The organism is Alicycliphilus denitrificans K601 (assembly GCF_000204645.1).
Lineage (GTDB): Bacteria > Pseudomonadota > Gammaproteobacteria > Burkholderiales > Burkholderiaceae_C > Alicycliphilus > Alicycliphilus denitrificans.
This window is the reverse complement of the sequence record NC_015422.1, coordinates 1,505,001-1,525,550: the sequence shown is the minus strand read 5'-3', so window position 1 is coordinate 1,525,550 and position 20,550 is coordinate 1,505,001. Positions and strand designations below refer to the sequence as shown.

Here is a 20,550-nt window from a genome sequence, read left to right as displayed (position 1 = left end):
CCCTACCGCTCCTGCGCAACGAACCGCAGCCCCACCCCAGGCTCGGTCACGATGTAGCGCGGCGCCGATGCGTCGTCCCCCAGCTTGTGGCGTAGCTTGCCCACGAGGACGCGCAGGTAGTGGGCATCCTCCTGGTGGGTCGGCCCCCACATCTCCCGCAGCAGTTGCGTCTGGGTCACGAGCCGCCCGGGCTGGCGTGCCAGCAGGGCCAGCAGCGCGAACTCCTTGCGCGTGAGCGCCACCGCCTGCCCCCGCAGGTGCACCTTGCGCCGGGCGAGGTCGATGCACAGCGTGCCGTCGTCGTAGACCGGGCCTTCCTCACCGGACAGCGCCGTCGTACGCAGGAAGGCGCGGATGCGCGCCATGAGCTCGCCGATGCCGAACGGCTTGGTCACGTAGTCGTTGGCCCCCGCGTCCAGCAGTGCCACCTTTTCCTCCTCGCCGGAGCGCACGGTGAGCACGATGACCGGCACGCGCGACCACTGGCGCAGCTCCTCGAGCACCTCCTTGCCGTCGCGGTCGGGCAAGCCCAGGTCCAGCACCACGATGTCCGCGCCCTGGCTCGCGAGCAGCGCCAGGCCCTGCAGGCCGGTCTCCGCCAGCAGCGTGGCATAGCCCTGCGAACGCAGGCTGATGTCGATGAACTTGCGGATCTGTGGCTCGTCGTCGATGACGAGCACGCGCGCGGCCGGGCCGCCGGGCGGGTGGGTCACGGGTTCATCCCTCCTGCGCGGGCAGCGGCTCGCCCAGCGGCAGGGTCAGGCGGATGGTCGTGCCCCGGCCGTCCGGCCCGGGCAGGGCCTCCACCCGGCCCATGTGCGCGCCCACGATGCCCTGCACGATGGTCAGGCCCAGGCCGGTGCCCTGCTTGCCGCGGTCGCCGCGCTCCACGCTGTAGAACATGTCGAAGATCCTGCGCCGCTCGTCCTCCGGGATGCCCGGCCCCCGGTCGGAGATGTCGATGCGCAGCAGGCCGCCCTCCTCCCGCAGCGCCTGCACCCGGATGGGCTCGCCCGGCGGGGAGAACTTGGCCGCATTCTCCAGGACGTTGAAGATCGCCTGCTCGATCAGCGCCGGGTGGACGTGGACCGGGCCGATCCCGGCATCGATGCTGCTCTCCACCTTCACCGCCGGTTCGTAGCGCTGCAGCCGGCGCACGGCGGAGCCTACCAGCTCGTCCACGCCGATCCAGTCGCGCGACAGAGCCAGACCTTGCTGGCCCAGGCGGGTCATGTCCAGCAGGTTCTGGATGTAGCGGTCCAGCCGCTCGCCCTCGACGCGGATGGTCTCTAGCAGGCTGCCGCGGTCCTGCGCTCCCATGTCCTGGCCGTAGCGGGCCAGGCTGTCGGCCGCGCCGATCATGGACGACAGCGGCGAGCGCAGGTCGTGCGACACGGAGGACAGCAGCGCAGAGCGCAGCCGCTCCGTCTCCCCGGTCACCCGCGCCGCCTCCAGCTCGGACACCAGGCGCGCGCGCAGTGCGGCTTGGCCGATGTCCTCCGTCATGCTCTCGGCCAGGCGCCGCTGCTCGAAGGGCAGGCGCCCCATCCCCGCGGGGAAGCGCAGGCCCACCACGCCAAGCGTCTCCCGGTCCGAGTGCACGGGTAGGAACCACCACGCGCAATGGGCGAGCGTATCGGTATAGCGGCCGCTGGGCTGCCCGTGCTGCTGGCTCCATTCAGCCGCGGCCTTGTCCTTCTCGTCCAGGTGCTGCGCCGCCGCGGCAGGGCCGGATTCACCGTTGATGCGGATCCACGCCTGCGCGTTCAGCGTCGATTGCAGCACCGAGGCGCTGGCCGTGATCACCTGCCCCAGGTCGGCCGCCTTGGACAGCTGCCGGGCCAGGTTCTGCATGGCCGTGGCGTGCGTGTTCGCGGCGCGCAGCGCGATCACCTGCATGCGCAGGCGCGAGGCCAGGCGGCCCGCGATCAGCGCAGCGGCCAGGAACAGCAGCACCGTCGCCACGCCGCGCTGGGCGCTGATGAGGAAGGTGAAGCGCGGCTCGATGAACAGAAAGTCGTAGGCCAGGAAGCACAGCACCGCGGTGATGGCGGCGGCCACCATGCGCGTTCGCGAGGCCACCAGCAGCACGGCGATCAGGAACACCGTGGAGAGGTCCTCCAGCCCCACGAAGCGCTCGGCGAGCGCGGCGGCCGCGGTGGCGCCCAGCGTCGCCAGCGCGATCAGGGCGGGCTCGCCCCGGGCCAGGCGCTCGCCGGCCAGGCCCTGCAGGCGAAGCGCGCGCTGGCGCGCCTGCGGCGTGCTGACGATAGTGAGCTCGTAGCGAGCGCCGCGCTGCAGCAGCTGCTGCGTCAGCGTGCGGTTGAAGATGCGGGCGACGGGCCGCTCGCGCGTGCGCCCGATCACGATGGAGCGCGCACCGCGCGCCGCCGCCGCGTCCAGCAGGGCCTGCGTGACGTCGGTGTTGTGCAGCGCCTCGGTCTCTCCGCCCAGGCTGCGCGCCAGCGCAAAGGCCTGGTCCAGCTCCCGCTGGCGCTGCTGCTCGGCATGGGCGGCCGAGTGGCGCGCCTGCCCGGGCGCCGCGCGCTCCAGGTCCTCCGCGTGCAGCGCCGCGCCCGCCGAGCGGCCGGTATCCACGCTCACCACCGACCAGGGCGCGCCGCGCCGCTCGGCGATGCGCGCGCCCGCGCGCACCAGGTATTCCGACTGGCCCCGGCCGTCGATGGCGACGAGCACGTGCCGCTGGATCGCGATGTCGGCCAGCCCGCGCGCAGTGCGCGTCTCGCGCAGGTCGGCGTCCACGTGCTCGGCCACGGTCTGCATCGCCAGCTCGCGCAGCGCCGTGAGGTTGGAGGGCGAGAAGAAGGCCTGCAGCGCCTGCGCCGCCTGCTCGGGCAGGTAGACCTTGCCCTGGTTCAGGCGCTCGATCAGCTCGCGCGCCGGCAGATCGACCAGCCGGATGTCGCGCAGCCGCTCGAACACGGCGTCCGGCACCGTTTCGCTCACCCGGATGCCGGTGATCTGGTGCACCACGTCGTTCAGGCTCTCCAGGTGCTGGACATTGACGGTGGTGTAGACGTCGATGCCTGCGTCCAGCAGCTCCTGCACGTCCTGCCAGCGGCGCTCGTGGCGGCTGCCAGGCGCATTGCGGTGGGCCAGCTCATCGACCAGGGCGATGGCCGGCCTGCGCGCCAGCAAGCCGTCGAGGTCCATTTCATCGAGCATGCGCCCCTGGTACCCGACCTGCCTGCGCGGCACCTGCGGCAACCCCTCGACCAGGGCCATGGTCTCGGCGCGGCCATGGGTCTCGACGATGCCGATCACCACGTCGATGCCCTGGCGGTGCAGCTCCCGCGCGCGGGCGAGCATGGCGTAGGTCTTTCCCACGCCCGGCGCCGCGCCCAGGAACACCGTGAGCCTGCCGGCCGCCTGCCGCCGCAGCTCGCCGACCAGGGCATCCGCCTGCTGCGTATTCTCCGCCCCCATCGCCCGCGCCTTCCGCTACTTGCTGGCCGCCAGTGCGTCCAGCGCCAGGTTCAGGGCCAGCACGTTGACGCGCGGCGCACCGAAGATGCCGAACTGCCGGCCCTCGGTATGGCCGGCCACCAGCCTTTCGACGGCATCGCGGGCAAGGCCCCGCGCACGCGCGACGCGCGCCACCTGGATCGCCGCGCCCTGCGGGCTGACGTGCGGGTCGATGCCGCTGCCTGACTGCGTGTACAGGTCACCGGGCACGGCCGAGGGCGCCACGCCCTCGCGCATGGCGACGGCCGCGCGCGCTTCTTCCAGGCGCTTGCGCAGATCCGGGTTGGTTCGCGCCTGGTTGCTGCCCGTCAGCGCCATCGTGTCGTAGCCGGCGGCGGAAGGGCGCGGCTGGAAATAGCGCTCGCCCGCGAAGGGCTGGGCCACCAGCGCCGAGCCGACGATCCGGCTGCCGCGCTCGACCAGGCTGCCATCGGCCGCCTGCGGGAACAGCGCCTGCCCGATGCCGACGCCCGCCAGCGAATACAGGAAGCCGAAGCCGGCCAGGGTCACGACGGCCAGCACGACGGCGCCGCGCAAGGCGCCCCGGTCGGCAAGGGGTGCGGTACCGGAAGAAGCTCGGGCCGGCGAAACCGGGAGGATGTTTGCCATGGTGTCTGTTTCCTCAGAGATTGAACATCGCGGACAGCACGATGTCGATGAGTTTGATCCCGATGAAAGGCAGCAGCACGCCCCCCACGCCGTAGACCAGCATGTTGTTGCGCAGCAGCTCGGTCGCGCTCGCGGGTCTGAAGCGCACGCCGCGCAGCGCCAGCGGTATCAGCGCCGGGATGATGAGGGCGTTGAAGACCAGCGCCGACAGCACCGCGCTGGCCGGGCTGGACAGCCGCATTACGTCAAGCGCGGCCATCTGCGGGACGCTTGCCGCGAACAGCGCCGGCAGGATGGCGAAGTACTTGGACACGTCGTTGGCCAGCGAGAAGGTGGTCAGCGCGCCGCGCGTGATGAGCTGCTGCTTGCCGATCTCCACCACCGCCAGCAGCTTGGCCGGGTCGGAGTCCAGGTCTACCATGTTGCCGGCCTCCTTGGCCGCCTGCGTGCCCGAGTTCATCGCCAGGCCCACGTCGGCCTGCGCCAGCGCGGGCGCGTCGTTGGTGCCGTCGCCCACCATGGCCACGAGCCGCCCGCCGGCCTGCTCGGCGCGGATGCGCGCCAGCTTGTCCTCGGGCCGGGCCTCGGCGATGTAGTCGTCCACCCCGGCGTCGGCGGCGATGCTCGCTGCCGTGAGCGGGTTGTCGCCGGTGATCATCACCGTCTTGACGCCCATCTCGCGCAGGCGGGCGAAGCGCTCCTTGATGCCGCGCTTGATGACGTCGGACAGCTCGACCACGCCCAGCACATGCCGGCCATCGCTCACCACCAGCGGCGTGGCGCCCTTGCGCGCCACCTCGTGCACGCGCGCCTCCAGCTCGGCTGGCGCATGGCCTTCGAGCGCCGCGACGTGCCGGACGATCGCATCCATCGCGCCCTTGCGGATCACGCGGCCGGCGGGCAGGTCCACACCCGACATGCGCGTCTGCGCCGTGAAGGGCACGAAGTGGGCCTGCTCCGGGTCCACAAGCTTCTCGCCCTTCTCCCGCGCGAGCCTGACTATGGATTTTCCCTCGGGCGTGGAGTCGGCCAGGGAGGCCAGCAACGCGGCCTGACGCAGTTGCGCCGCATTCACCCCGGCCAGCGGGTGGAAGGCCGTGGCCTGCCGGTCGCCGTAGGTGATGGTGCCGGTCTTGTCCAGCAGCAGCACGTCCACGTCGCCGGCCACCTCCACCGCCTTGCCGGACTTGGCCAGCACGTTGGCCCTCAGCGCGCGGTTCATACCCGCGATGCCGATGGCCGGCAGCAGGCCGCCGATGGTGGTCGGGATCAGGCACACCAGCAGGGCCACCAGCAGCACGACGTCGACCCGCACGCCCACGAAGCCGCCGATGAAGGGCAGCGTGGCGACCACGATCAGGAAGCTCAGCGTCATCACCGCCAGCAGGATGCCCAGCGCGATCTCGTTGGGCGTCTTCTGCCGCACGGAGCCCTCGACCAGCGCGATCATGCGGTCCAGGAAGCTGTGGCCGGACTCGGCCGTGACGCGCACGACGATGCGGTCGGACAGCACCTTGGTGCCGCCGATCACGCCGGAACGGTCGGTGCCCGCCTCGCGCAGCACGGGCGCGGACTCGCCGGTGACGGCGGCCTCGTTGATGGTCGCCAGGCCCTCGACGATCTCCCCGTCGGCCGGGACCAGCTGGCCTTCCGCGACCACCACCAGGTCGCCCGGGCGCAATTCCGCAGCGGGGACGGTGTTCTCCCGGCCCGCCTTGTCCAGCCGGCGCGCCACCAGGTCCTTGCGGGCCCGGCGCAGCGAGGCGGCCTGGCCGCGTCCGCGCGCCTCGGCCACCGCCTCGGCGAAGTTGGCGAACAGCACGGTGACGAACAGGATGGCCGTGACGGCCCAGCCGAAGCCGGTGCTCGTCCAGCCCGCGATGGTGGCAACGGCGGTCAGCACGGTGCCCAGCCACACCACCGCCATCACCGGGTTCTGGATGGCATGCCGGGGCGCCAGCTTGGCGAAGGAACCGATCAGCGCGGGCTTCAGAGAACTGCCCACGCGGGTGGAGGAGGCTGCATGTGTCGTACTCATGTGGGAATCCTTCAGCGGGCAAGCAGCGAGGCCAGAGCCAGGTGGTCGGCCACGGGGCCCAGCACCAGCACCGGCATGAACTGCAGCAGCGTGAGAATGATGACGATGCCGATGAGCACCAGCGCGAAGGTGGGCGTTTCCACCTGCAGCGTGCCGGCACCCTCGGGGGCGCGGCGCTTGGCGGCGAGCATGGCGGCGATGGCCAGCGGGATCACCAGCGCGGGGAAGCGGCCGGCGGCCAGCACGATGGCGCAGCTGAGGTTCCACCACACCGTGGCGTCGCCCAGCCCCTCGAAGCCCGAGCCGTTGTTGGCGAAGGCCGAGACGTACTCGTAGAACACCTGGCTGATGCCATGAAAGCCCGGGTTGGAGTTGCCCGCCAGGCCGGGCACGGCGAGCGCCACGGCCGTGAAGCCCAGCACGACCAGCGGCTGCAGCAGCACCAGCACCGCCAGCAGCCGCACCTCGGGGCCCTCGATCTTGCGGCCGAACAGTTCGGGCGTGCGCCCCGTCATCAGCCCGGCCAGGAACACGCTCAGCAGCAGGTACACGATGAACTGCTGCAAGCCGCAGCCCACGCCGCCCCAGACGGCGTTGATCAGCATATCGGCCATGGCCACCATGCCGGTCAGCGGCGCCGCCGAGTCGAGCATGGAGTTGACCGAGCCGTTGTTGACCTGCGTCGTCACCGCCGCCCACAGCGCCGAGGCATCGGAGCCCAGGCGCACCTCCTTGCCCTCCATCAGGGCGATGTCGGCCGCGATGGCGGAGTGCCCCTCGGACCAGACCGCCAGGCCCGTGGAGAGCACCGACATGGCCAGCATGGTGCCGAAGACCATGGCGCCGAACCTGCGCCGCCCGGTGAAGGGCCCGACCATGAAGACGATGCTCACGGGAATCAGGCAGATCGCCAGGGTCTGCAGGAAATTGGACAGCGGCGTCGGGTTCTCCAGCGGCACCGCGCTGTTGGGGCCGTACCAGCCGCCGCCGTTACTGCCCAGTTGCTTGATCGCCACCATCGGCGCCACCGGCCCGAGCGGAATCTTCTGCACATTGAACTGCGCGCCGGCCTCGACCGGCGCCGCCACGGGGCCGCCGGCCAGCGTGGCCGGCACGCCCTGCCAGGTCAGCAGCGCCGACAGGATCAGGCACAGCGGCAGCACGAAGCGCAGCGTGGCGCGCACCACGTCGGCCCAGTAGTTACCGACATCCACGGGCTGGCCCTGGGCCTGGGGCTGCCGCCCGCCGAACAGGCCGCGCAGCGTGGCCGCGGCCACGGCCAGCCCCATCACCGGCGTGACCACCTGCAGGCCCACGATGCCCGTCATCTGCGACAGGTAGGACAGCTGCGCCTGGCCCGCGTAGTGCTGCTGGTTGGTGTTCGTGAGGAAGGACACCACGGTGTGCAGCGCCAGGTCCCAGCCCATGTTGGGCACGCCATCCGGGTTGAGCGGCAACCAGGCCTGGGTCATGAAGATCGCCCAGACCACGAGCGCGAGCACCAGGTTGCTCAGCAGGAAGGCTTTGGCGTACCCGCACCAGCCCATGCCGACCTCGGGCCGCGTGCCCAGCAGCGCGTACAGCGGCCGCTCGATCCAGCGGAACAGGACATCGCTGCGCATCGGATCGCCGCGCATCACTGCAGCCAGGTAATGTCCGAGCGGCCAGCCCAGGACGACGAGCAGCGCGAGGAGAAGAAGGGGCTCAACCATGGTGCCGAATTCCCCGCAGGACGGCCAGAGGAACAATCGGGGCCATGGCGGCGGACATCGGGGTCGCCTGGGAACGCTTGGGTGTCATGCTTCTTGTCGCGGATGCAATGGCGAAATAGCCATGACCGAGTTTTCTGCCGATGCCCGTAAATTCTCCATTCCGCAAAGGCGCCTGCGCATAAATTCGGCGTAAATTCCGAGTGGAGAAGCACGTGAGCACCCTGGCGCGCGACCTCGAAAGCCCGACCATCCACAAGCTGACCGAGTTGTGCGAGATGATGGAAGTGCATCCGCTCACGCTGCTGGCGCTGGCCTACACCGAAAACGACCCGGCCAAGACCGATCAACTGCTGGCACGGGTGAGCAAGGAACCGGGAGCAATAGCGGACATGGCCGGACAGACGCGGCCAGACTTGGAGGAGACATCCCTTAGCCAGCCTGGCAGCCACGGGTGTTTTCCAGATCCCAAAATCACACAAAACCATTTAAAATCAATAACTTAAAAAAATATGCATTTAGCCACCTGGAACATCAACTCCCTCTCCGTGCGCCTGCCGCAGGTGCTGGCATGGCTGGTCGCCAATCCGGTGGATGCCATCGGCCTGCAGGAGCTCAAGCTGGTGGACGAGAAGTTCCCGCACGACGCCTTCGAGGCCGCGGGCTACCACGCGGTGTGCTTCGGCCAGAAGACCTACAACGGCGTGGCCATCGTGAGCCGCACGCCGCCGCGCGACGTGGTGCGCAACATTCCCGGCCACGACGACGAGCAGGCGCGCGTGATCGCCGCCACGCTGGACGTGGAAGGCGGCCCGCTGCGCCTGGTGAACTGCTACTTCGTGAACGGCCAGGCGCCGGGCACCGACAAGTTCGCCTACAAGCTGCAGTGGCTGGCCGCCCTGCACGACTGGCTGCGCGCCGAACTGGCCGCGCACCCGCGCCTGGTGCTAGTGGGCGACTTCAACGTGGCGCCCGAAGACCGCGATTCCTATGACCCCGTGGGCCTGAAGGACACCATCCACCACACGGTGGAGGAGCGCCAGCATTTCCGCCAACTGCTGGAGCTGGGCCTGACCGACGCATTCCGCATGTTCGAGCAGCCCGAGAAGAGCTATTCGTGGTGGGACTACCGGCAGCTGGGCTTTCAGAAGAACCGCGGCCTGCGCATAGACCACATCCTGGTGAGCGAGGCGCTGCGCGCGGGCGTGACGGCCTGCCGTATCGACCGCGCGCCGCGCAAGAACCCGCAGCCCAGCGACCACGCGCCGGTGGTCGCCACGCTGGGCTAAAGCTACTCTTTCAGTAGCTGCCAGCGCTTTCCCATCAAGCGCTAGGGCCTGTTCATCTCCAAAACGGGAGATGCGTTGCCTCGCCGTGGGGGCAGATGCGCGAAGCGTGGCGCGGCCAATAGCCGTAGCTATTGGCAAGCCGCGCGACAAAGCAGATGCCCCCCACGGCGGGGCAACCCGAAGGGAAGGACGAATGCCGGGCGCATTGCGGCGTTGCGGCGCTTGCCAATAGCTGCGGCTATTGGCGCGCACCGCGCCTTGCACTGCATCCCGGCATTCGTCCTTCGCACTCCCGTTTTGGAGGTGAACAGGCCCTGGCCTTTTTCATACCTCATCCGGCGCATCGAGCCCCAGTTCCTGGATCTTGCGCGTGATGGTGTTGCGGCCTATGCCCAGGCGCTGCGCGGCCTCCATGCGCCGACCGTGCGTGGCCTGCAGGGCGGTGCGGATCAGGCGCGACTCGAAGCGGCGCGCCAGCGCTTCCCACACCTCGGGCCGGCCGTCCTGCAGCAGCCTTTGCGCCTCGCGCTCCAGCGCCAGCTCCCAGCCCTCGTCGGCCGCCGCCGCGGGCGCATGGACGGGCGCGCCCGCCTGCAGCACCTCGGGCGGCAGGTCCCGCGCCGAGATCACCTGGGCCGGCGCCATGACGGTGAGCCAGTGGCAGATGTTCTCGAGCTGGCGCACGTTGCCGGGGAAGGCGAAGCGCATGAGCGTCTCCAGCGCCGCGTCGGAGATGCGCTTGGGCTCCACGCCCAGCTGGCGCGCGCTGCGCTGCAGAAAGTGGCGCGTGAGCATGGGCACGTCCTCGCGGCGCTCGCGCAGCGCAGGAAGGCGCAGGCGGATGACGTTGAGGCGGTGGAACAGGTCCTCGCGGAACGCGCCGTCCCGTACGCGCTGCTCCAGGTCCTGGTGCGTGGCGGCAATCACGCGCACATGGGACTTGACGGCGGCGTGGCCGCCCACGCGGTAGAACTGGCCGTCGGACAGCACGCGCAGCAGGCGCGTCTGCAGGTCGAAGGGCATGTCGCCGATCTCGTCAAGGAACAGCGTGCCGCCCTCGGCCTGCTCGAACCGCCCGCGCCGCTGCGTCTGCGCGCCGGTGAAGGCGCCGCGCTCGTGGCCGAACAGCTCGCTCTCCAGCAGGTCCTTCGGGATGGCGGCGGTGTTGATGGCCACGAACGGCCCGCCGGCCACGGGCGAGTGCTTGTGCAGCGCGCGCGCCACCAGTTCCTTGCCCGAGCCCGATTCGCCTGTGACCAGCACCGTGACCACGCTCTGGGACAGGCGCCCGATGGCGCGGAACACGTCCTGCATGGCCGGCGCCTGGCCCAACATCTCGGGCGCGTCGGCCTGCTGCTGCTCGGCCACCTGCTCGCGCTCGCTTTCCTCCACGGCGCGGCGAATCAGCTCCACGGCCTTGGGCACGTCGAAGGGCTTGGGCAGGTATTCGAACGCGCCGCCCTGGAAGGCGGACACGGCGCTGTCCAGGTCGGAATAGGCTGTCATGACGATGACCGGCAGGCCCGGCAGCTGCGCGCGCACCTGTTCCAGCAGCTGCAGGCCCGAGTCGCCGGGCATGCGTATGTCGCTCACCAGCACCTGCGGCCCCTGCTGCGCCGCGCCGCCCGCGGCCACGCCGGCCAGCGCGTCCAGCACCTCGCGCGCCTGCGTGAAGCTGCGCGTGGGCAGGCCCTCGCGCGCCAGCGCCCTCTCCAGGACGAAGCGAATCGAGGGGTCGTCGTCCACTATCCAGATCGGCTTCATGTATTGGTGCTCCCTTTCCCGTAGGTCTTGCATGGCCGGGATCAGGGCAGCGGGATGAGGATGCGAAAGTCCGTGCGGCCCGGTTCGCTGTCGCAGTCGATCAGGCCCTGGTGCCGCTGCACGAAGGTTTGCGCCAGCGTCAGGCCTAGCCCCGATCCACCGTCCCGGCCCGTCACCAGCGGATAAAAGATCCGCTCCCTGATGGCCTCGGGCACGCCCGGCCCGTTGTCGATGACATGCAATTCCAATGCCAGGCGGTAGCGCTGGCGCCCGAACGTGACCTGCCGGGCCACGCGCGTGCGCAGGGTGATCTGTGCGTCGCCGGCGGCGATGCGCTCGGCGAGCGCCTGAGCGGCGTTCTGCACGATGTTGAGCAGCGCCTGCAGGAGCTGCGCGCGGTCGCCGCGGAACTCGGGGATGGAGGTGTCATAGTCGCGCAGCACGGCCAGACCCTGGGGGTATTCGGCCAGCACCAGGGAGCGCACGCGCTCGCAGACTTCGTGGATGTTCACGTCGCCCACCTGGTGCGGGTGGCGGTGCGGCGCCAGCAGACGGTCCACCAGGCCCTGCAGGCGGTCGGCCTCGTGGATGATGACCTGGGTGTATTCGGCAAGCTCGGGGCCAGGCAGCTCCATCTGCAACAGCTGCGCCGCGCCGCGTATGCCGCCCAGCGGGTTCTTGATCTCGTGCGCCAGGTTGCGGATCAGCTCCTTGTGCGCCTGGGCCTGCTCGCGCAGGCGCTCCTCGCGGTCCTGGCGCGCCTGGGCCTCCAGCGGCCACAGCTCCACGATCACCTCGCTGCCGGGCTCGGCCCGCGCCACGTTGGCGTGCACGGGCAGCGGCTCCTGCGGCGGACGGCGCAGCGCGGCCTCGAAGCGCAGCGCCGCGAAGTCGCGCCCGCGCGCGCCCGCCAGCGCCTTGCGCAGGATGGCCGGGTCGGTCAGCAGCGCGCCGAAGTCCGTGCCCTCCAGCATGCGGCGCGACAGGCCCAGGGCGTCCTCCAGCGCGGCGTTGACGAACACCACTGCACCATCGGGGTGCAGCACGGCCACCAGCGTGGAGATGAGGTCCAGCGCCTGGTAGCGCTCCGCGGGCCGGGGTGCCGAAATGATGGTGTCCCCTTGCCTTGCCCGCGCTTACTTGTTCAAGCGCGCGAGTTCGCGCTTGATGCCGGCCACGTCGGCCTCGGCGCGGCTCACGGCGGACTTGAGCTCGGCCGTGCGCTCGATGTAGCCCTGCGGGTTGCGCATCTCCAGGGCCGATCGCTGGGGATAGCCGTCGTTGTATTCCTTGCGCAGCTCGGCCAGGCGCGCCTCGGCCTTACGCAACTCGGCCTCGAGGATGGCGCGCGCATCGGCGTCGCGTGCGCGCTGGTCGGCCGCATCCACGCGCGGCGCATTCGCCGGCGGGCTGCCGGCGCCGGCCCCGCCGCTTGGCGCCGCCGCGGCCGGCCGCGGGGCCTGCAGCACCGTCACGTTGCCGCCTTCGACGAGCTTGCAGCCGCGCTCCTTGGCCTGGGCGGCGTTGTTGGTGTACTCGTTGCCGCAGCGGTAGATGCGGTCCTGCGCCCAGGCGGGCTGCAGCATGGCGGCAATGACGGTCAGGGCGAACAGGCTGTGTTTCATCGAACTCCTCACATGACATGCGCGGCGCATGCACGGCGGCGCTGAGTATCCCCCAATCCCCCCGGACCGCCAATTGCGGCGCCCGATTCGCCCACGCGGGCCACCATGCAAAAGGGGCGGCCGCGGCCGCCCCTGGCACACCGCCGGGAGGCCGAAGCGCCCCCCTGCGCCGCTCACAGCGAGTAGTACATGTCGTACTCGACGGGATGCGGCGCCATGCGGAAACGCTGCACTTCGCCCATCTTGAGCTCGATGTAGGCGTCCAGCATGTTGTCGGAGAACACGCCGCCCTTGGTCAGGAAGCCGCGGTCCTTGTCCAGCGCCTCCAGCGCCTGGTCCAGGCTGTGGCACACGGTGGGCACCAGCTTGTCCTCCTCGGGCGGCAGGTGGTACAGGTCCTTGGTGGCGGCCTCGCCCGGGTGGATCTTGTTCTCCACGCCGTCCAGGCCCGCCATCATCAGCGCCGAGAAGCACAGGTAGGGGTTGGAGGAAGGATCGGGGAAGCGCGCCTCGATGCGGCGGCCCTTGGGGTTGGCCACGTAGGGGATGCGGATCGACGCCGAACGGTTGCGCGAGCTGTAGGCGAGCTTGACCGGCGCCTCGAAGCCGGGCACCAGGCGCTTGTAGCTGTTGGTGCCGGGGTTGGTGATGGCGTTGAGCGCGCGGGCGTGCTTGATGATGCCGCCGATGTAGTACAGCGCGAAGTCCGACAGGCCCGCGTAGCCGTCGCCCGCGAACAGGTTCTTGCCATCCTTCCAGATGGACTGGTGCACGTGCATGCCCGAGCCGTTGTCGCCCGCGTAGGGCTTGGGCATGAAGGTCGCGGTCTTGCCGTAGGCGTTGGCCACGTTCCAGATCACGTACTTCATGACCTGCGTCCAGTCGGCGCGCTCGACCAGCGTGCTGAACTTGGTGCCGATCTCGTTCTGGCCGGCGCCCGCCACCTCGTGGTGGAACACCTCGACCGGGATGCCCAGCTGCTCCAGGATCAGCACCATCTCGGCGCGCATGTCCTGCGTGCTGTCCACCGGCGGCACGGGGAAATAGCCGCCCTTGGTCGTGGGGCGGTGGCCGCGGTTGCCGCCGTCGAACTTGGTGCCGCTGTTCCAGGGGGCTTCATATTCCTCGATCTCGAAGAACACCTTGCCCGGCTCGTTGCTCCAGCGCACGCCATCGAAGATGAAGAACTCGGGCTCGGGGCCGAAGTAGGCCGTATCGCCCAGGCCCGATGCCTTCAGGTAGGCCTCGGCGCGCTTGGCGATGGAGCGCGGGTCGCGGTCATAGGCCTTGCCGTCACCGGGTTCGACCACGTCGCACTGCAGGAACAGCGTGGTCTCCTCGAAGAACGGGTCGATGTTGGCCGTGCTCGGGTCGGGCATGAGCTGCATGTCCGAGGCCTCGATGCCCTTCCAGCCGGCCACGGAGGAGCCGTCGAACGCATGACCGGAGGTGAACTTGTCCTCGTCGAAGTGCGAGACCGGCACGGTCACGTGCTGCTCCTTGCCACGGGTGTCCGTGAAGCGCAGGTCCACGAACTTGACTTCGTTTTCCTCCACCATCTTCATCACATCTGCAACGGTCTTGGCCATCAGGGTTCTCCAGGGATAGATACGCATCAAAAAATGATGCGCAAAGAAAAGCAGGTTGCGTGCCAGCCCGCGCGGCGCCCGTGGGGCTGCGGTGCTCCACCGTGGCCGCCCTCGATTCCAGGCGGCGCACGGTGCACCGATTGCGTGCGGGATTCTAAGTGGGGCGCTTTCTCAGATATTGCGCACCATTTCGGGGCCCATGTTCGCACCATATTGGTGCAAAATCTGGTAAAGCTCGCGCCATGCCGCCGGTATCAGTGCCGTCGGGCCCTTGACCCCCAGCTCCACATGCCTGCCGTGCACGGGGTGGTCGACACTGGGCAGGCTGAACACCTTGATGCCGGGATGCGCGGTCTCTATGCACTCCATGAGCGGGGTGAGCGCGGCCTCCATGGCGCCATACAGCACGATCGAATGCTCGGTCTGGGGCTGGCGGTTGAACCACTGGGCGCAGTAGTGGTCCAGCGCCCACTCCACCATGGGCCAGGCCATCACCGGAAAGCCCGGCATGAAATGCACCGTGCCGCCGCCCGGCCCGTCGCAGGAGAAGCCCGGGATCTTGTTGTAGGGGTTGGGAATGATGCGCGCGCCCTCGGGGAACACGCCCATGTTGAGCCGATGCACGTTGTCGGACCGGTCGGGGTCGAACGCCTCGCCCTGCTCGCGCGCAACGTCCTGCATGCGCTCGCGTATCAGCGCCGCCGCCTCGGGGTGCAGCGCCAGGGGCCGCTGCAGCGCGGCTGCCGCGCATTGGCGCGTGTGGTCGTCGGGCGTTGCGCCTATGCCGCCGCAGCTGAAGACGACGTCGCCCGAGGCGAACGCGCGCTGCAGGGCTGCCGTGATGCGCGGGCGGTCGTCGCCCACATAGTCCGCGTAGGCCAGCGCAAGGCCGCGGGCGGCCAGCAGTTCGATGACCTTGGGCAGGTGCTTGTCCGCGCGTTTGCCAGAAAGGATTTCGTCGCCGACGATGATGAGGCCGAAGGATGGAATCATGCAGGATGCGAGTCCGGGGAAGGCGGGGGTGCGAGCGCCGGCGGCGGGCTGGCAGGGATGGCGGGCGCGGCCAGGGGGGCGGACGGGTCGCCGCCGCCCTGCTCCCGCAGCCGCTGCAGCGCCGCCAGGCAGAAGTGGGTGAACCACAGGGAAGAAAAGGCGAACACCAGCGTGTAGATCCAGATGGCGATGGGCACGAGCACGAAGAACGCCGCCGCGAACACTACGCCCGAGGCCCAGACGATGCCGGGCGCCGCGCCCAGGAAACCGCACAGCACGCCGATGGTCAGCAGGCTGAGCCTGTAGCGCTTGAAGATCTCCTGCCGCTCCGGCCTGCTCGCATGCTCGGCCAGCGCGTCGAAGGCCATGACGCGGTAGGTCAGCCAGCCCCAGATCAGCGGCGGCAGCACCAGCACCAGCGGCGGGACGAGCCACAGCGGCATGGAGACCACCAGCGCCAGCAGCGCGGCGATGGTGGAGCCCAGCGACCACAGCACGCTGACCAGGAAAGAGCCGCCCCGCTTGCGCTGCAGCTCCGCGAAGCGCCGCTCCGCCACCAGCGAGACGATGGCCGGCGCCATGAGCACGGCCACCGCCAGCACGCAGACGATGACGACCACGGGCGTGGCCAGCATCAGCACCAGCAGCGGCGCCAGCACCACGGGCAGGTTGTCCACGCCGAAGTGGCCCAGCCAGCCCCACAGCAGGCCCAGCCAGGAGGAGCCCTCCAGCGCCGCCTGCATCCAGGCCACGGCCGGCTGCCAGTAGAAATGCCCGCCGCCCCAGGCCGCCAGGGTGATCAAGAGCAGCGGCAGCAGCGACAGCGCCACGACGCGCGGCATCAGGCAATAGGCCGCGGCGCGCCAGAAGGAATCGAGAAAAGGCCCCATGCACGCAAGCATAGCGCCATTGCCCGGTCAGCCGCGCCCCGCCAGGCGCAGCAGGCCGCGCCATTGCTGGGCCCAGAAGCCGCGGCCGTAGTCACGCACCCGGCCATCGGGGCCGGGCTCGACCTGGTCGCGCACGCCCGTGGGGTCGTAGCGGCACTCGAAGTTGGCCGTGCCGAACAGCATGTCCCACCAGGGCAGCAGCACGCCGAAGTTGTGCCCGCCGAGCACCGGGGCGCCGGTGCGCTGCGCCGGCGCCGACTCATGCCCTGTGCCGATGGCGTGATGCAGGCGGTGAAAGCGCGGACTGACCCACAGGCGCTCGCCCAGGTGGCCGAACCACAGGCGCAGGTTCGCATGGTGCAGGTTCTCGCTGAGCTGCGTGAGCGCCACGATGGCCACGAACTGGCCCGGCGCCACGCCTATGCATTGCGCCACGACGACGATGATGGCGTCGCGCAGCAAATCGTCCAGCAGGTGGTTGCGGCTGTCGCTCCACATGGTCATCTGCCTCTGGGAATGGTGCAAGGCGTGCAGGCGCCACCACCAGCCGAAGCGGTGCTGGCCGCGATGGATCCAGTAGTCCACGAAGTCGAACACCAGCAGGTACAGCAGCAGGCTCGCGAGAGGCTGGTCCGTCACGCCCGGCCACAGCGCGTCGAGCTGGAAGGTGCGCCAGCCATGCGTGCGCAGCATGCCGAACAGGCCGTCCCACAACGGCTCCGCCATGAAGAACAGGGCCAGGCGAAACAGGCCCAGACGGTGGATCAGGGTGTAGATCACATCGACCCGCACGGCAGCACGGTCCTGCAGCGGCTCCACCGGCCGCCAGCGCTCCAGCGGGCCGATCAGGGCCAGCATCACCAGCAGCTGCAGCAGACCGACGAGCAGCCAGCCCGTGGCGACGTAGGCATCCTCGAGCACATTGGCCAGCCCGAGCGCGAACAACGCCGGCTGCACCACGGCCTCGAACAGCCACTGCTGGGCGGCATCGAACAGTTGGGACGGCAAGGACATGGAGTTCACCATTGCATCGCGCTCATCAACGCCCAGCATAGTCGCAGGCCGTGTCACTTCCTGTTCAGGGCCTTCGTCCCGTAGACGGGGTGTTCGCGCAGGGTGCGAAAGCACAGCCCACGCTCCTTCAGGCCCTTGATCAAGGGCTCCAGCACGGCCGGCGCCCAGGGATCCTTGCGCGACCAGATGCCCAGATGGGCCAGCAGGATGTCGCCGTCGCGGATGGTGCGCAGCGCCTGCTCCAGCAGCATCCGGTTGGCGTAGCGCTCGCTGGGCAGCTCATCGCCCAGGAATCCCGCCGGCGTCCAGCCCACATGCATGTAGCCGCAGGATTGGGCGGCCTCCAGCAGGCGCGGCGAGGTCTTGCCGCCCGGTGCGCGAAACAGCGGCAGCGGCTCCTTTCCGGTCATGGCGCGCAGCCGGTTCGCCGCGCCGTCGATCTCCGCGCAATACTGCTCCGCCGTCATCGAGAGATCCTTGCCTGCCTGGGGGCCGGTCGATGGCCTGACCTTGAGCCCAGCGCCCTCGTCAGCGCGCCAGTACACATGGTGCAGCGTGTGCGAGGCGAATTCATGCCCCTCCGCAGCCCGTGCGCGCCACCATGGCGCCCACTGCTCATCGAGGCTGCTGCCGCCGCTTTGCGTGCGCTCGTCGGCAGCAAAGAAGGTGACCTGCACGCGCTGGCGCTGCAGCACCTCGGCCACCAGAGGGGCGACGCCCATGTGTCCCGTGTCGAAGGTCAGGTACACCGTTCCATTGCAGCTGCCTTGTGCATTGTTTTGGGCGCTAGCGCCCAGTGGACTAGTGCTTGCAGCTATCAAAAATATTGCACGAAGCACCCCGCGCAACGATTGCACGCCCGCATGCCGCCTAACGCTTGGCATGCCTGAGCGTCCAGACGCCGTGGGGCGACTTGCCGACATTGATGGCGCGAGCCACCTTGCGCTCGACCGTATCGATCACGAGCATCTTGCGCGCCCAGCGTGCGCTGACATAGATCCAGCGGCCATCCGCCGACACGTCCATACAGTCGGGGCCGCCCGGCGCCGGATAGGAGTCCACCACGCGCAGCGCCTGCATGTCGATCTTGCTGATGGTGTTGGCCACCCGGTTGCTCACGAACAGATGGCGCCCGTCGCCCGCGGCGCGGAAGGCGTGGGCGCCGCTGCCGGTCTTGATGCGCTGCACGCTGCGCGGCTGCTCGCCCGAGATGTCGAACACCTCCACGCTGTCGCTGCCCGTGAGTCCGACGAAGAGATTTCTGCCGTCGGGGCTGCCATACACGTCCGCCGGCATGGCGCCCGTGCCGGTGCGCCACTTGATCTTCTGCGTGGCGATATCGATCGCGACCAGTTCATCGCTGTCCTGCATGGTGGAATACACCGTGCGGCTGGCGCTGTCGATCCACAGGTGGCTGGGCGTCTTGCCCGTGGCAACGCGCTGCACCAGGGTCGGCTCCTTGCCGTCCCAGCGGTAGAAGTCCACGTGGTTGAGCCGGTTCGCAGCCGTCACCAGCCACTGCATGTCGGGCGAGAACCGCAGGTGGTAGGGATCGACGATGCCGCGCACCGTGCGTTGCACCTGCGCCGTGCCCGGGTCCACGAAGGTCAGGCTGTCCCCCAGGGCATTGGCCACGATCAGCGACTTCTCATCGGGCGTGAGATAGAGGTGATGCGGTTCCTTGCCCGTGGCAATGCGCGCCGTCTCCGTCCACGTCACCGGGTCGATGACACTGATATCCGCCTGCAGGGAATTGAGCACGAACACCGGCGGTTCCGCAGCCTGGGCACCCAGCGCCAGGCACGCGGCTACAAGGACGCCAGCCATGCGCCCCATCGTCCATTTTTCCACCCCAGAACTCCCTTCGGCATAGCCCGCACCACGAGGGCCCATGGACAACGCCCGCACGATGCATGGCGTTGACGCGGTGCCCATTGTGCAGGTCATTTCAACAGCGCAAGCTCATCCAGGCCCAGCCAGCGCCATTGGCCCGGCGCCATGTCCGCCGGGAGCTCCAGCCCTCCGATGCGGGCGCGATGCAGGGCCTCCACGCGATTGCCCACCGCCGCGATCATGCGCTTGACCTGGTGATACTTGCCCTCGGTCAAGGTCAAGTCGATCCGGTGCGCGTCACGTTGCACACAGGCCACCGCACGCACAGGTTTGGGGTCGTCATCGAGCACCACGCCGGCCAACAGGCACTCGACCTGCGCCGCATCGACGGGATGCCTGACCGTCACCTGGTACACCTTCGGCACATGCTTTTTCGGGGAACTCATGCGATGGATGAATTGCCCATCGTCACTGAGCAGCAACAGGCCCGTCGTGTCCTGGTCCAGCCGCCCCACGGCCTGCACCCCGCTCACGGCACTCTTGCCGGGCCGCTGCCGCAGCGGAGCGGGCAGCAGCGTATACACGCTGGGATAGGCAGAGGGCTTCTGGGAACATTCCGTGCCGGCAGGCTTGTTCAGCATCACATAGGCCTTGGCGTGATACGGCCAGTCCTGGCCTTGCACACGCAACACCAGCCCCTGCTCCTTGAGATTCTGTGCCGGCTCAAGGCAAACGACCGGCTCCAGCGAGCCGGCACTGTGCACGGCCACCCAGCCCTGTTGAATCAAGCCCGCGCAAATGCGGCGGGTTCCGAAACCTTGCGAATAGAGGATGTCTTGGAGCTGCATGGGCGTGGAATTTCGCACATTTTTCTTTGCCCAAAGCAAAGCGCCCCCCTGTGCATATGCACAGGGGGGCGTTTTGGGCTGTAAGAGCCTGACGATGACCTACTTTCACACGGGAACCCGCACTATCATCGGCGCGAAGTCGTTTCACTGTCCTGTTCGGGATGGGAAGGAGTGGGACCGACTTGCTATGGTCATCAGGCATAACTGGTTGCTGTGCAGGTTTTGGGTCTGCACGGCGGATTCACAGAGTCGACTCGGTATTTGATTGCGTGCTTGGCATAACAGTCCTGAACTGCGGTTGGCAGTCAAAGTTATAGGGTCAAGCCGCACGGGCAATTAGTACTGGTTAGCTTAATGCATTGCTGCACTTCCACACCCAGCCTATCAACGTCGTGGTCTACAACGACCCTTCAGGGGGCTCGAGGCCCCGGCAGATCTCATCTTGAAACGAGTTTCCCGCTTAGATGCTTTCAGCGGTTATCTCTTCCACACTTAGCTACTCGGCAATGCCACTGGCGTGACAACCGATACACCAGAGGTGTGTCCACTCCGGTCCTCTCGTACTAGGAGCAGGCTTCCTCAAATCTGCAGCGCCCACGGAAGATAGGGACCAAACTGTCTCACGACGTTTTAAACCCAGCTCACGTACCTCTTTAAATGGCGAACAGCCATACCCTTGGGACCGACTACAGCCCCAGGATGAGATGAGCCGACATCGAGGTGCCAAACACCGCCGTCGATATGAACTCTTGGGCGGTATCAGCCTGTTATCCCCAGAGTACCTTTTATCCGTTGAGCGATGGCCCTTCCATACAGAACCACCGGATCACTATGTCCTGCTTTCGCATCTGCTCGACTTGTCA

The 20,550-nt window shown here is 68.6% G+C and carries 17 protein-coding genes and 2 rRNA genes (1 of these 19 cut by a window edge); 2 read left to right on the top strand and 17 right to left on the bottom strand.

Annotation, left to right across the window (positions count from 1 at the left end):
• Positions 1 to 2: 2 nt before the first annotated feature.
• From ALIDE2_RS07205 to kdpA, 5 genes are read right to left on the bottom strand one after another with little or no spacing between them, the layout of a single operon-like run.
• The gene (locus tag ALIDE2_RS07205) at positions 3 to 713 is read right to left on the bottom strand and encodes a response regulator (protein ID WP_013519817.1); all 711 of its coding nucleotides are present in this window, start codon (positions 711 to 713) and stop codon (positions 3 to 5) included.
• A 4-nt stretch (positions 714 to 717) separates the two neighbouring features.
• A complete protein-coding gene (locus ALIDE2_RS07200; protein ID WP_013519818.1) occupies positions 718 to 3,447 on the bottom strand; it encodes a sensor histidine kinase in 2,730 nt (909 codons plus the stop codon).
• Positions 3,448 to 3,462: 15 nt separating this feature from the next.
• The gene (kdpC, locus tag ALIDE2_RS07195; protein ID WP_013519819.1) at positions 3,463 to 4,095 is read right to left on the bottom strand and encodes a potassium-transporting ATPase subunit KdpC; all 633 of its coding nucleotides are present in this window, start codon (positions 4,093 to 4,095) and stop codon (positions 3,463 to 3,465) included.
• A 13-nt stretch (positions 4,096 to 4,108) separates the two neighbouring features.
• Positions 4,109 to 6,133: a potassium-transporting ATPase subunit KdpB gene (kdpB, locus tag ALIDE2_RS07190; RefSeq protein WP_013721687.1), complete on the bottom strand. Its 2,025-nt coding sequence runs from the start codon at positions 6,131 to 6,133 to the stop codon at positions 4,109 to 4,111.
• A gap of 11 nt (positions 6,134 to 6,144) precedes the next feature.
• On the bottom strand, positions 6,145 to 7,845 hold the full coding sequence (kdpA, locus tag ALIDE2_RS07185) for a potassium-transporting ATPase subunit KdpA (protein ID WP_013519821.1): 1,701 nt from the start codon (positions 7,843 to 7,845) through the stop codon (positions 6,145 to 6,147).
• 212 nt (positions 7,846 to 8,057) lie between these two features.
• On the opposite strand from kdpA, the gene ALIDE2_RS07180 reads away from it, so the two are divergent.
• Complete coding sequence (locus tag ALIDE2_RS07180; protein WP_013721686.1) at positions 8,058 to 8,348, top strand: hypothetical protein; 291 nt, start codon at positions 8,058 to 8,060, stop codon at positions 8,346 to 8,348.
• A 6-nt stretch (positions 8,349 to 8,354) separates the two neighbouring features.
• A complete protein-coding gene (gene xth, locus ALIDE2_RS07175) occupies positions 8,355 to 9,131 on the top strand; it encodes an exodeoxyribonuclease III (protein WP_013721685.1) in 777 nt (258 codons plus the stop codon).
• 324 nt (positions 9,132 to 9,455) lie between these two features.
• Here xth and ntrC read toward each other — a convergent pair whose 3' ends face one another.
• The 12 genes from ntrC to ALIDE2_RS07115 all read right to left on the bottom strand — a co-directional run.
• Entirely contained in the window at positions 9,456 to 10,895 is a 1,440-nt protein-coding gene (gene ntrC, locus ALIDE2_RS07170) for a nitrogen regulation protein NR(I) (protein WP_013519824.1), read from the bottom strand.
• Positions 10,896 to 10,936: 41 nt separating this feature from the next.
• Complete coding sequence (glnL, locus tag ALIDE2_RS07165; RefSeq protein ID WP_013519825.1) at positions 10,937 to 12,007, bottom strand: nitrogen regulation protein NR(II); 1,071 nt, start codon at positions 12,005 to 12,007, stop codon at positions 10,937 to 10,939.
• A 24-nt stretch (positions 12,008 to 12,031) separates the two neighbouring features.
• Positions 12,032 to 12,520, bottom strand: coding sequence for a hypothetical protein (locus tag ALIDE2_RS07160; protein ID WP_013519826.1), 489 nt, complete (start codon positions 12,518 to 12,520; stop codon positions 12,032 to 12,034).
• Between the two features lie 173 nt (positions 12,521 to 12,693).
• On the bottom strand, positions 12,694 to 14,109 hold the full coding sequence (glnA, locus tag ALIDE2_RS07155) for a type I glutamate--ammonia ligase (protein ID WP_013519827.1): 1,416 nt from the start codon (positions 14,107 to 14,109) through the stop codon (positions 12,694 to 12,696).
• Between the two features lie 171 nt (positions 14,110 to 14,280).
• Positions 14,281 to 15,102, bottom strand: coding sequence for a competence/damage-inducible protein A (locus ALIDE2_RS07150; RefSeq protein WP_013721684.1), 822 nt, complete (start codon positions 15,100 to 15,102; stop codon positions 14,281 to 14,283).
• On the bottom strand, positions 15,099 to 15,992 hold the full coding sequence (locus tag ALIDE2_RS07145; protein ID WP_013519829.1) for an EI24 domain-containing protein: 894 nt from the start codon (positions 15,990 to 15,992) through the stop codon (positions 15,099 to 15,101). Before ALIDE2_RS07145 ends, ALIDE2_RS07150 begins: the two co-directional genes overlap by 4 nt.
• A 27-nt stretch (positions 15,993 to 16,019) precedes the next feature.
• Positions 16,020 to 17,006 carry a sterol desaturase family protein gene (locus ALIDE2_RS07140; RefSeq protein ID WP_041701312.1) on the bottom strand — a complete coding sequence of 329 codons (987 nt, stop codon included), beginning with the start codon at positions 17,004 to 17,006 and terminating at the stop codon, positions 16,020 to 16,022.
• Between the two features lie 53 nt (positions 17,007 to 17,059).
• Positions 17,060 to 17,890, bottom strand: coding sequence for a polysaccharide deacetylase family protein (locus ALIDE2_RS07135; RefSeq protein ID WP_420796269.1), 831 nt, complete (start codon positions 17,888 to 17,890; stop codon positions 17,060 to 17,062).
• Positions 17,877 to 18,842, bottom strand: a complete 966-nt coding sequence (locus ALIDE2_RS07130; RefSeq protein WP_013519832.1) for a YncE family protein — start codon at positions 18,840 to 18,842, stop codon at positions 17,877 to 17,879. The genes ALIDE2_RS07135 and ALIDE2_RS07130 overlap by 14 nt, the downstream gene beginning before the upstream one ends.
• 107 nt (positions 18,843 to 18,949) lie before the next feature.
• On the bottom strand, positions 18,950 to 19,687 hold the full coding sequence (locus ALIDE2_RS07125; protein WP_013519833.1) for a 16S rRNA pseudouridine(516) synthase: 738 nt from the start codon (positions 19,685 to 19,687) through the stop codon (positions 18,950 to 18,952).
• An 86-nt stretch (positions 19,688 to 19,773) separates the two neighbouring features.
• A 5S ribosomal RNA gene (gene rrf, locus ALIDE2_RS07120) occupies positions 19,774 to 19,886 on the bottom strand.
• Positions 19,887 to 20,002: 116 nt separating this feature from the next.
• Positions 20,003 to 20,550 (bottom strand): 23S ribosomal RNA (locus ALIDE2_RS07115) (it continues 2,331 nt past the right edge of the window).

Coding starts and splice junctions, on each gene's coding strand:
- ALIDE2_RS07200 (WP_013519818.1), bottom strand. CDS start 3,447: ATGGGGGCGGAGAATACGCAGCAGGCGGATGCCCTGGTCGGCGAGCTG.
- kdpC (WP_013519819.1), bottom strand. CDS start 4,095: ATGGCAAACATCCTCCCGGTTTCGCCGGCCCGAGCTTCTTCCGGTACC.
- kdpB (WP_013721687.1), bottom strand. CDS start 6,133: ATGAGTACGACACATGCAGCCTCCTCCACCCGCGTGGGCAGTTCTCTG.
- kdpA (WP_013519821.1), bottom strand. CDS start 7,845: ATGGTTGAGCCCCTTCTTCTCCTCGCGCTGCTCGTCGTCCTGGGCTGG.
- xth (WP_013721685.1), top strand. CDS start 8,355: ATGCATTTAGCCACCTGGAACATCAACTCCCTCTCCGTGCGCCTGCCG.
- ntrC (WP_013519824.1), bottom strand. CDS start 10,895: ATGAAGCCGATCTGGATAGTGGACGACGACCCCTCGATTCGCTTCGTC.
- ALIDE2_RS07160 (WP_013519826.1), bottom strand. CDS start 12,520: ATGAAACACAGCCTGTTCGCCCTGACCGTCATTGCCGCCATGCTGCAG.
- glnA (WP_013519827.1), bottom strand. CDS start 14,109: ATGGCCAAGACCGTTGCAGATGTGATGAAGATGGTGGAGGAAAACGAA.
- ALIDE2_RS07150 (WP_013721684.1), bottom strand. CDS start 15,102: ATGATTCCATCCTTCGGCCTCATCATCGTCGGCGACGAAATCCTTTCT.
- ALIDE2_RS07145 (WP_013519829.1), bottom strand. CDS start 15,992: ATGGGGCCTTTTCTCGATTCCTTCTGGCGCGCCGCGGCCTATTGCCTG.
- ALIDE2_RS07140 (WP_041701312.1), bottom strand. CDS start 17,006: ATGTCCTTGCCGTCCCAACTGTTCGATGCCGCCCAGCAGTGGCTGTTC.
- ALIDE2_RS07135 (WP_420796269.1), bottom strand. CDS start 17,890: ATGCCAAGCGTTAGGCGGCATGCGGGCGTGCAATCGTTGCGCGGGGTG.
- ALIDE2_RS07130 (WP_013519832.1), bottom strand. CDS start 18,842: ATGGGGCGCATGGCTGGCGTCCTTGTAGCCGCGTGCCTGGCGCTGGGT.
- ALIDE2_RS07125 (WP_013519833.1), bottom strand. CDS start 19,687: ATGCAGCTCCAAGACATCCTCTATTCGCAAGGTTTCGGAACCCGCCGC.